A 10,195-nucleotide genomic window follows, 5' to 3' on the forward strand; every position below is an offset into this window, starting at 1 on the left:
TTACGATAGCACGACTTATTTATTTTCCAATGAAATTAACTAGCAATTCGGGTATAATAAAAGCAGTTTTTAATATGATTACTGCTTTTATTATTTCCTCCAAAACTGTTGTTTTACCTTCATTTCCCGTAATGTTCAGAAAATTCATGAAGATATCCAAAATGATAATTTTTTGCAAATATACAGAAAAAGAAGTATACTTTTATTAAGTCTATTTAGAAAGATTTCATTGAGGTAAATATGGAAAGTGAAAATATTTTGGAAGCAAAACAAGTGAGTGTTGCCTTTCGGATTGCTGGTAAATTTCAAAAAGCAATTTATGATATTGATTTAAGTCTTAGACGTGGTGAAGTTTTAGCCATTGTTGGGGAATCAGGTTCTGGGAAATCAACTTTGGCAACTGCTGTTATGGGATTACACAACCCAAATCAAACTCAAATTACAGGATCCATTTTATTGGATGAGGAAGAAGTGATTGGTAAAACGGGTGACTCCATGGCAAGTATTCGAGGAAGTAAAGTTGGAATGATTTTTCAAAATCCACTCACTGCGCTTAATCCATTGATGAAAATTGGGCAGCAAATCAAGGAAATGTTGGCCGTGCATGATGTTTATCCAGAAAATCAGTATGAAAGTAGAATCTTTCAACTTTTAGAACAAGTAGGAATTCCAAATCCTAAAAGAGTCGTTAATCAATTTCCTCACCAACTTTCAGGCGGGATGAGACAAAGAGTAATGATTGCAATAGCCATTGCCAATGACCCAGATTTGATTATTGCTGATGAGCCAACGACTGCTTTAGACGTTACCATTCAAGCTCAGATTTTAGACTTGATTTTAGAAATACAAAAGAAGAAGAATGCTGGGGTTATTCTAATTACTCATGATTTAGGAGTTGTTGCTGAAGTTGCTGATACAGTGGCGGTGATGTATGCCGGACAACTCGTCGAAAAAGCTTCTGTTGAAGAGCTTTTTCAAAATCCCAAACATCCATACACCCGGTCACTTTTGCGTTCAAATCCATCTGCCGAAACAGTTTCGGATGATTTATATGTGATTCCAGGGTCTGTGCCTTCTCTGTCAGAAATTGAGTATGACAAAGATTTATTTCTCGCTCGAGTGCCTTGGATGAAAGAAGAAGCTCAAAAAGTAATTTCGGAAAAAATGACTGAAATTTCTTCAAATCATTTTGTTCGAGGTCAGGCTTGGAAAAAATTTGAATTTCCAGATCAAAAATTGAAAGGGGGTAAAAAGTGAGCGAAATTCTTAATTTAAAGGACTTAAAAGTTTATTATCCTATTCGATCTGGTTTCTTTAATCGAGTGACAGATAATGTTTTAGCCGTTGATGGAGTAGATTTAACGATTCATGAAGGAGAAACTGTCGGTTTAGTTGGTGAATCTGGCTCTGGAAAATCAACGATTGGCAAAACAATTGTTGGTTTAGAACAAATGACATCAGGACAATTGATTTACAAAGGACAAGATGTCAGCAAAAAAAAGATAAGAAACCAGCTCAAATACAATAAAGATGTTCAAATGATTTTTCAAGATGCATTTTCGAGTTTGAATCCACGGAAAACAATTTACGATATCATTGCGGAGCCTATTCGAAATTTTGAAAAAATAGATGCTAATACGGAAAATAAACGGATTCATGAATTATTGGATATTGTTGGACTACCTAAACAAGCTTTAGAACAGTATCCTTTCCAATTTTCTGGAGGTCAACAACAAAGAATTGGAATCGCACGGGCAGTTGCTACTAATCCTAAGTTAATTGTGGCAGATGAACCAGTTTCAGCATTAGACTTATCTGTTCAAGCTCAGGTTTTGAATTTCATGAAGCTCATTCAAAAGGACTTGGGAATTGCATTTCTTTTTATTTCTCATGATTTAGGGGTTGTCCGCCATATGACTGATAATATTGCAGTCATGCACAACGGTCGAATTGTCGAAAAAGGAACACGAAGAGATATTTTTGATGAGCCACAGCACATTTATACTAAACGACTCTTATCTGCTATCCCTTCGATTGATGTTACAAGAAGAGCGGAAAATCGGAAAAACCGTCTAAAAGTTGAACAAGACTTTGAGGATAAAAAAGCAAATTTTTATGACAAAGATGGACACGCTTTGCCCTTAAAAAAATTAAGTGAAAGTCATTGGGCTGCTTTGCCAAAAGGAGGGGAAAATGTGGAAAGTAATTATTAGACGTATTTTATTGATGATCCCTCAATTATTTATCTTGAGTATTCTTGTTTTCTTCTTTGCTAAATTGATGCCTGGTGATCCTTTTTCAGGGTTGATTGGTCCTCATACCGACCCACATGAAGTTGAAGCATTAAGACGGGCAGCAGGTTTATATGACCCTTGGTGGGAGCAGTATCTCAGGTGGCTAGGGAATGCCATACATGGGAATTTAGGAATGTCCTATAATCTCAAAGAGCCTGTGATGACTGTCATTGGACATAGAGCGATTAATACTTTTTGGATGTCACTTTTGTCAGTTATTTTAACTTACTTATTTGCTATTCCGATGTCGATAGTTGCAGCTCGAAATGAAGGAAAATGGCAAGACCAATTGTGGTTGACCTATAATTCAATTACTTTTGGTATTCCACCTTACGTATTCTATCTCTTGATTATCTTTATCTTTGGTTATAGTCTTAATTGGTTTCCGACAGGTGGGACGGTAAGTCCAGATGCGATGGGAATAATTCCTGTTTTCTTTAGTAAGATTTATCACATGATTCTTCCGGCTTTTAGTTTGGCGGTCTTTGGAACAGTTGGAATCTTTACTTACTTCCGCTCAGGAATTTTAGATGAACAAACACAAGATTATGTACGAACGGCTCGAGCCAAAGGGGTTAAGGAAAAAGTGATTTTTAGACGTCATATTTTGAGAAATGCCTCATTACCAATTGCTTCTAATTTTGGATTTGTGATTACTGGACTCTTGGGAGGAGCAATCTTTGCTGAAACAATTTTCGGCTATCCTGGCTTAGGACAACTTTTTATTACTTCAATCAGTGGGCGAGATTATTCAATGATTACGGCTTTGATTTTATTAAATGGTTTTTTGGGACTTCTTGGAGCCCTCCTGTCGGATATTATCATGGCAATGGTTGACCCACGAATTCGGATTCAATAAGGAGTGAAAATGACAGAAAAAAAACACAAAAATTCTTTATCATTAGTTCACTCAATCAAAGAAGAACTAAAAAAAGATAAATTAGCGATGATTTCAACAATTTTTCTAGTTGCTGTCTTTCTAATCGTTTATATTTACTCGATGTTTTTAAAACAATCAAATTATGTTGATGTGAATATCATGGACCAATATCTGGCACCGCTGACGACTGGACATTTACTAGGAACTGATAATGGTGGACGAGATATTATCATGATGTTAATGATTTCTGCACGAAACTCTTTCAATATCGCTTTTGCAGTTACACTCATTACTTTAGTTGTAGGAAATATCTTAGGGGTAATTACGGGCTACTTTGGCGGAAGGTTTGATTTAATCTTCATGCGTTTCACTGATTTTGTCATGATTTTACCATCAATGATGATCATTATTGTTTTTGTAACTATCATCCCACGGTTTAATTCTTGGTCTTTGATTGGGATTATCAGTATCTTTAGTTGGATAGGGACAACGCGTCTGATTCGGGCAAGAACAATGACGGAAGTCAATCGAGATTATGTTCAAGCATCAAAAACTTCGGGAACCTCTGATTTTAAAATTATGTTTCGGGAAATATGGCCCAACTTGTCCACCTTAGTCATTGCTGAAGCAACGCTTGTTTTTGCTGGAAATATTGGTTTAGAAACAGGGCTTTCTTTCTTAGGTTTTGGACTTCCAGCGGGGACACCATCTTTGGGAACAATGATAAATGAAGCGACTAATCCAGAAACAATGACTGATAAGCCTTGGACTTGGGTTCCAGCAACAGTGGTCATCCTAATTGTGGTGCTTGCTATTATCTTTATCGGAAATGCACTAAGACGAGTGGCTGACCAAAGACAAGCTACAAGATAAACAACATTCAATAGTGATAAAAATGTTTATCTATTAAAAATGGATATGATAAATTAAATATTATATTGAAGCAAGCAAGAAATAAAAAGAAATTATTGGAGAAACTAAGATGAACAAATTAAAAGTAACTTTATTGGCAAGTAGTGTAGTTTTAGCAGCTACACTCCTAAGTGCTTGTGGTTCTAATCAAAGCTCAAGTACAAGTACAAAAAAATTAAAAGCGGGGAACTTTGACGTTGCTTATCAAAATCCAGACAAGGCAATCAAAGGTGGAAATTTAAAAGTCGCATATCAAAGTGATTCTCCAATGAAAGCACAATGGTTATCGGGACTTTATAATGATGCAACTTTTGCTACAATGTCTGGTCCTGGTGGAGGTCAAGATGGTTTGTTCTTCACAGACAGTGGATTCAAATTTATTAAGGGAGGAGCTGCCGATGTTGCTCTAGATAAAGAGTCTAAAACGGCAACGATTACCCTTCGTAAAGATTTGAAATGGTCTGATGGTTCAGAAGTAACGGCTAAAGATTATGAATTTACCTATGAAACGATTGCTAATCCTGCTTATGGTTCCGACCGTTGGACTGATTCTCTGGCAAATATTGTTGGCTTGAGTGATTATCATGCGGGTAAAGCTAAAACAATCTCAGGGATTACTTTCCCTGATGGTGAAAATGGAAAAGTCATCAAGGTTCAATTTAAAGAAATGAAACCGGGGATGACACAATCCGGAAATGGTTACTTCCTTGAAACGGTAGCGCCTTATCAATATTTGAAAGATGTTGCTCCTAAAGACTTGGCTTCTAGTCCAAAAACGACAACGAAACCATTAGTTACAGGGCCTTTTAAACCGGAAAATGTTGTTGCTGGTGAATCTATTAAATATGTCCCAAATCCTTACTATTGGGGTAAAAAACCAAAACTAAATTCAATTACTTATGAAGTTGTATCAACAGCAAAATCAGTCGCAGCACTTTCATCAAGTAAATATGATTTTATTAACGGCATGGTTAGTAGCCAGTATAAGCAAGTGAAAAACTTAAAGGGATACAAGGTTTTAGGACAACAAGCGATGGCTATTTCCTTAATGTACTATAACTTAGGGCACTATGATGCTAAAAATTCAATTAATGTCCAAGATCGTAAAACGCCATTGCAAGACCAAAATGTTCGTCAAGCCATTGGTTATGCTCGAAATGTCGCAGAAGTGGATAATAAGTTCTCAAACGGACTTTCAACTCCTGCAAATAGTTTGATTCCACCTATCTTTAAACAATTTACGAGTTCATCAGTTAAAGGATATGAAAAACAAGATCTTGATAAAGCTAATAAACTTTTGGATGAAGACGGATGGAAATTGAATAAATCTACAGGCTACCGTGAAAAAGATGGAAAAGAATTATCGCTTGTTTATGCGGCTCGTGTAGGTGATGCAAACGCTGAAACCATTGCCCAAAACTATATCCAACAATGGAAGAAAATTGGGGTAAAAGTGAGTCTTTATAACGGTAAATTGATGGAATTTAATTCTTGGGTCGACCATATGACGACTCCTCCAGGAGCAAATGACTGGGATATCACTGACGGTTCTTGGTCATTGGCATCAGAACCTTCTCAACAAGATTTGTTCTCAGCAGCAGCACCTTATAACTTTGGTCACTTTAATGATTCAGAAATTACTAAGGATTTAAATGATATTGATTCTGCCAAGTCTGAAAATCCAACTTACCGTAAAGCAGCTTTCGTTAAATATCAAGAAGATATGAATAAAAAAGCTTATGTTGTTCCAACAAACTTCTCGTTAAGTTATACGCCGGTTAACAAACGTGTAGTTGGAATGACGCTTGATTATGGTGCAATGGATACTTGGTCAGAAATTGGTGTTTCTTCTGCTAAGTTGGCCACCAAATAGTTTTACTTAACTTTTGTTTACAAGTTTTTTTGTAAAAATACCCTCACTTTAGTTTTCGCAATTCTAAAGTCACAGAAGTTCAAATTTATGATTTGAGCTTCTTTTATTAAAAAAGGAGTTTGATATGACAAGGATTCAAGATGATTTATTCGCTACTGTTAATGCTGAATGGTTAGAAAATGCAGAAATTCCTGCTGACAAACCAAGAATTTCAGCTTTTGATGAATTAGTACTAAAAAATGAGAAAAATTTGGCTAAAGATTTAGCTGATTTATCACAAAACCTACCTACTGATAATCCAGAGTTGCTTGAAGCAATCAAATTTTATAATAAAGCAGGAGATTGGCAAGCAAGAGAAAAAGCGGATTTTTCTGCCGTAAAAAATGAACTTGCTAAAGTTGAAACTTTAAATACTTTTGAAGATTTTAAAAATAATTTGACTCAACTCGTTTTCCATTCACAGGCTCCTCTTCCATTTTCTTTTAGTGTTGAACCTGATATGAAAGATGCTATTCACTATTCTCTTGGATTCTCTGGTCCGGGCTTGATTTTACCTGATACCACTTATTATAATGATGAACACCCTAGAAAAAAAGAATTACTTGATTTTTGGGCTAAAAATACAAGCGAAATTTTAAAGACATTTGATGTTGAAAATGCAGAAGAGATTGCAAAGTCTGCCCTTAAATTCGATGCTCTTTTAGTTCCATCAGCAAATACTTCTGAAGAGTGGGCAAAATATGCTGAACTTTATCATCCAATTTCTACTGACAGCTTTGTCAGTAAAGTTAAAAACCTGGATTTAAAATCTTTAATTAAAGATTTAGTAAAAACTGAGCCTGATAAAGTCATTGTTTACGAAGATCGTTTTTATGAATCATTTGATTCACTTATCAATGAAGAAAATTGGTCACTCATTAAAGCTTGGATGCTGACTAAAATTGCACGTGGCGCTACTTCTTTCTTCAATGAAGACCTTAGAATTCTTGGTGGAGCTTATGGACGTTTCCTTTCAAATGTTCAAGAAGCAAGAAGTCAAGAAAAACATCAACTTGATTTGACTGAGTCTTATTTTAGCCAAGTGATTGGTTTATTCTATGGTAAAAAATATTTTGGTGAAGCTGGTAAGGCCGATGTCAAACGGATGGTCACTGCAATGATTAAAGTTTACCAAGCACGTTTGTCTAAAAATGAGTGGCTCAGTCAAGAAACAGCTGAAAAAGCCATTGAAAAATTGGATGCTATTACTCCTTTCATTGGTTTCCCAGATAAATTGCCTGAAATTTATAGTCGTTTAAAAACAACTTCTGGCTCTCTCTATGAAGATGCCCTTAAATTCGATGAAATTTTGACTGCTCGAACTTTTGAAAAATTCTCAGAAGATGTTGATAAAACAAGCTGGCATATGCCTGCTCATATGGTCAATGCTTATTATAGTCCTGATAGTAATACAATTGTTTTTCCAGCAGCAATTTTGCAAGCTCCTTTTTACTCTCTTGAACAATCTTCATCACAAAATTACGGTGGAATCGGCACAGTTATTGCTCACGAAATTTCTCACGCTTTTGATAACAACGGTGCCCAATTCGATAAAGAAGGAAATTTGAACAAATGGTGGTTAGATGAAGATTATGAAGCTTTTGAAGAAAAGCAAAAAGAAATGATTGCACTCTTTGACGGCGTAGAAACCGAAGCTGGTCCAGCAAACGGAAAACTCATTGTGTCAGAAAATATTGCTGACCAAGGAGGAATTACAGCGGCACTGACAGCAGCTAAAGATGAGAAAGACGTTGATTTGAAAGCTTTCTTTAGTCAGTGGGCTAAGATTTGGCGCATGAAAGCAAGTAAAGAATTCCAACAAATGCTTTTGTCAATGGATTTTCATGCACCCGCTAAACTTCGTGCAAATATTCCTCCAACAAATCTCGAAGAATTTTACGATACTTTTGATGTTAAAGAAACAGATAAGATGTATCGTGCACCAGAAAATCGTCTTAAAATTTGGTAATCATTGAATTTATATTAATGATATATTTAAATTGAGTCAAATAATTTAGAAAAAGCACCTATAACCACAAAGTTATGAGTGCTTTTTCCACTTTTTGATATATTATAAAAAGAGTTATTGCTAGCACGGTTAGGATACCAGAGTATACTTCAAAGGTTTATATTTATTTTCTGATATAATTGGATTCCTAGAAGGTCAAATAAGTTGATCATCGAGTCCATTCAGAAAAACAGCAGAGGTGGTTTAATGCTAGAGAATGAATATTTTGTATTTACTGGCACCCTTACAACGATGACAAGAAAACAAGCACAATCAATCATTATAGGTTTAAAAGGGCATAATCAGAACGCTGTGACTAAAAAAACGACTAGACTAGTCACAGGCAATTTTCCGATTGATTTAATAAAAGGCTATCATCATTCGCATAAAATATCAGAGGCTAAGCAATCTAAACGAAAAGGACAACGAATAATGATAATGACTGAAAAAGAATTTATCGAATTTTTAGCTCAAACTTTTCAACTTCTCTCAAAAGGGTTATAATTATGCTTGTTATATTATTGATAGAGGAGGAATTATGAAAACTTTAGGAAAAGCTATTGCTAATAAAATTGCTTTAGTTTTGTCCCAATACTTCCAACTTCCACCAGGATATCTGATGGGAGTTATCCCCAATCATGTCCCCAATGACCCACGAGCTTACTTCGAGCAATTGAATGAAGAACAAAAAGTAGAATTGTTAAAAGTATGCCACAAATGGTCGGAAAAACGAGTTGAAAATATGCAATACTTAAACTGAAAACGTAAAAAGTTTATCATAATGATAAGCTTTTTGTATCTTGCTTAACTTATTGACCTTGGAGAGAATTCATATTCGTTTCGCCCAAGATTCACTGAAAGCAACCTATTGCAAAGTTGGTTCAGTTCGTTGTCCAAGACAGTACTCAATATGTAATTGCAGAAAATTGGGAAAATCAACCAGCGTTAGATTTACATAACAAAAAGGAACGCTTGAAATCTTTTGTTAGAAATATCAGTCAATATCTTATCGAAGATTGTAAAATTAGTATGAGTTACTAATTATACCAAAGTAAAAAAATTAAACCAGCTTGCACCTTAATAGTTGTGAGCTGGTTTTTTAGTTTATTCTAAAACTTATTAATATATCTATAAATCGTTGTTCTTGACACTCCCCAAGAATCCGCAATCGACTTAATCGGCGTACCACTTTCTACCAAGGTTTTAAGAAGCTTTACGTCTTGCTCCGAAAATTTCTCAGGTCTTCCTCCAAGTCGTCCTCTTGCACGTGCAGCTTCTCTACCAGCGGCAGAACGCTCCAAAATAAGATTTCGCTCAAATTCCGCAAAAGCCGCAAACAAATGAAACATCAATTGTCCAGTCGAACTTGATTTATCCATTGTAATATTTTCTTGCAAGCTATGGAAGCTTACTCCTTTATCATTAAGTGAATTAACTATGCTAATTAAGTCCTCCATATTTCTTCCTAATCGATCTAACCGCCAAACAACAATTGTATCTCCAGAACGAGAAAATTCGATGGCGGATTTTAAACCAGGTCGATCTTTTTTACTTCCTGACAGATGGTCAGTAAATATTTTCTCACAATCATATTTTTTAAGACTATCTTTTTGTAAATCCAAATTTTGAAGTCCAGTTGAAACTCGTGCATATCCGATATTCATTTTATTCTCCTTTGTTCTAATTTATTGTATCATAACTTAAAAATATATATATAAATGAACATAGAATAAATTACGGGTTAATGAACGAGAAATGTAAATGATTTTGAGAGTTTTATAACAAAAGAAGAGTGTCCAGAAAATGACCATTTTCTGAACATAGAATTGGTGTGATAAAATCAGCCCAAACAAAAACAGATTTACATTTTAAAACAATCTGTTTTTTTGTTTCAACTTTAATCTTCATTTCTCATGATATAGTAGTAAGTTCCGACCCCACATACAATTGCAACAATAGGTCCGCCAATTATTATAACCCATAATGCCGTTGATTTTGATATTGGTTGTGTTAGTAAATCATCGAGGATCGGAATTCGACTACCAATTCCAAGTATCGCATCAATTATAATTAAGACATAAATAGTAATCAGAAATGGCATTCGTTTACGCTCAATTATGAATATTATTGTTGTGATAACTAATAAGATTAAGATAATACCAATTCCCCACCAACCTGGTATCCTAAAA

At 35.1% G+C, this 10,195-nt stretch carries 9 protein-coding genes and 1 pseudogene; 8 read left to right on the top strand and 2 right to left on the bottom strand.

Going from position 1 to position 10,195, the window contains the following annotated elements; translation table 11 throughout:
• Positions 1 to 240 precede the first annotated feature (240 nt).
• From oppD to LLA01S_RS10985, 8 genes are all read left to right on the top strand, one after another.
• Positions 241 to 1,257 (top strand): murein tripeptide/oligopeptide ABC transporter ATP-binding protein OppD, encoded by a 1,017-nt coding sequence (oppD, locus tag LLA01S_RS10950; protein WP_011669112.1) that lies wholly within the window; start codon positions 241 to 243, stop codon positions 1,255 to 1,257.
• The gene (oppF, locus tag LLA01S_RS10955; protein WP_010906164.1) at positions 1,254 to 2,213 is read left to right on the top strand and encodes a murein tripeptide/oligopeptide ABC transporter ATP-binding protein OppF; all 960 of its coding nucleotides are present in this window, start codon (positions 1,254 to 1,256) and stop codon (positions 2,211 to 2,213) included. The genes oppD and oppF overlap by 4 nt, the downstream gene beginning before the upstream one ends.
• The gene (gene oppB, locus LLA01S_RS10960) at positions 2,194 to 3,153 is read left to right on the top strand and encodes a murein tripeptide/oligopeptide ABC transporter permease OppB (RefSeq protein WP_010906163.1); all 960 of its coding nucleotides are present in this window, start codon (positions 2,194 to 2,196) and stop codon (positions 3,151 to 3,153) included. Before oppF ends, oppB begins: the two co-directional genes overlap by 20 nt.
• Before the next feature lie 9 nt (positions 3,154 to 3,162).
• Positions 3,163 to 4,047 carry a murein tripeptide/oligopeptide ABC transporter permease OppC gene (gene oppC, locus LLA01S_RS10965; RefSeq protein ID WP_011669111.1) on the top strand — a complete coding sequence of 295 codons (885 nt, stop codon included), beginning with the start codon at positions 3,163 to 3,165 and terminating at the stop codon, positions 4,045 to 4,047.
• Between the two features lie 109 nt (positions 4,048 to 4,156).
• Entirely contained in the window at positions 4,157 to 5,959 is a 1,803-nt protein-coding gene (locus LLA01S_RS10970) for an oligopeptide ABC transporter substrate-binding protein (RefSeq protein ID WP_061778313.1), read from the top strand.
• A gap of 124 nt (positions 5,960 to 6,083) precedes the next feature.
• On the top strand, positions 6,084 to 7,967 hold the full coding sequence (pepO, locus tag LLA01S_RS10975; RefSeq protein WP_011669109.1) for an endopeptidase PepO: 1,884 nt from the start codon (positions 6,084 to 6,086) through the stop codon (positions 7,965 to 7,967).
• A 246-nt stretch (positions 7,968 to 8,213) separates the two neighbouring features.
• Positions 8,214 to 8,510: a BRCT domain-containing protein gene (locus tag LLA01S_RS10980; protein WP_003132842.1), complete on the top strand. Its 297-nt coding sequence runs from the start codon at positions 8,214 to 8,216 to the stop codon at positions 8,508 to 8,510.
• Positions 8,511 to 8,544: 34 nt separating this feature from the next.
• Positions 8,545 to 8,766: a hypothetical protein gene (locus tag LLA01S_RS10985; RefSeq protein ID WP_003132844.1), complete on the top strand. Its 222-nt coding sequence runs from the start codon at positions 8,545 to 8,547 to the stop codon at positions 8,764 to 8,766.
• A 349-nt stretch (positions 8,767 to 9,115) separates the two neighbouring features.
• On the opposite strand, the gene LLA01S_RS10990 is transcribed toward LLA01S_RS10985, so the two are convergent.
• Together LLA01S_RS10990 and LLA01S_RS12765 are read right to left on the bottom strand one after the other, a co-directional pair.
• The gene (locus LLA01S_RS10990; RefSeq protein WP_003132846.1) at positions 9,116 to 9,670 is read right to left on the bottom strand and encodes a recombinase family protein; all 555 of its coding nucleotides are present in this window, start codon (positions 9,668 to 9,670) and stop codon (positions 9,116 to 9,118) included.
• Between the two features lie 233 nt (positions 9,671 to 9,903).
• Positions 9,904 to 10,195 (bottom strand): annotated as a pseudogene (locus LLA01S_RS12765) (hypothetical protein); the annotation flags it as partial.

The sequence above is a fragment of the Lactococcus cremoris subsp. cremoris NBRC 100676 genome, from assembly GCF_001591705.1.
Taxonomy (GTDB): Bacteria; Bacillota; Bacilli; order Lactobacillales; family Streptococcaceae; genus Lactococcus; species Lactococcus cremoris.

What these genes read in the sequence shown, in the direction of transcription:
- pepO (WP_011669109.1), top strand. Translation starts at nt 6,084, where the DNA reads ATGACAAGGATTCAAGATGATTTATTCGCTACTGTTAATGCTGAATGG.
- oppD (WP_011669112.1), top strand. Translation starts at nt 241, where the DNA reads ATGGAAAGTGAAAATATTTTGGAAGCAAAACAAGTGAGTGTTGCCTTT.
- LLA01S_RS10985 (WP_003132844.1), top strand. Translation starts at nt 8,545, where the DNA reads ATGAAAACTTTAGGAAAAGCTATTGCTAATAAAATTGCTTTAGTTTTG.
- oppB (WP_010906163.1), top strand. Translation starts at nt 2,194, where the DNA reads ATGTGGAAAGTAATTATTAGACGTATTTTATTGATGATCCCTCAATTA.
- oppC (WP_011669111.1), top strand. Translation starts at nt 3,163, where the DNA reads ATGACAGAAAAAAAACACAAAAATTCTTTATCATTAGTTCACTCAATC.
- LLA01S_RS10970 (WP_061778313.1), top strand. Translation starts at nt 4,157, where the DNA reads ATGAACAAATTAAAAGTAACTTTATTGGCAAGTAGTGTAGTTTTAGCA.
- LLA01S_RS10990 (WP_003132846.1), bottom strand. Translation starts at nt 9,670, where the DNA reads ATGAATATCGGATATGCACGAGTTTCAACTGGACTTCAAAATTTGGAT.
- LLA01S_RS10980 (WP_003132842.1), top strand. Translation starts at nt 8,214, where the DNA reads ATGCTAGAGAATGAATATTTTGTATTTACTGGCACCCTTACAACGATG.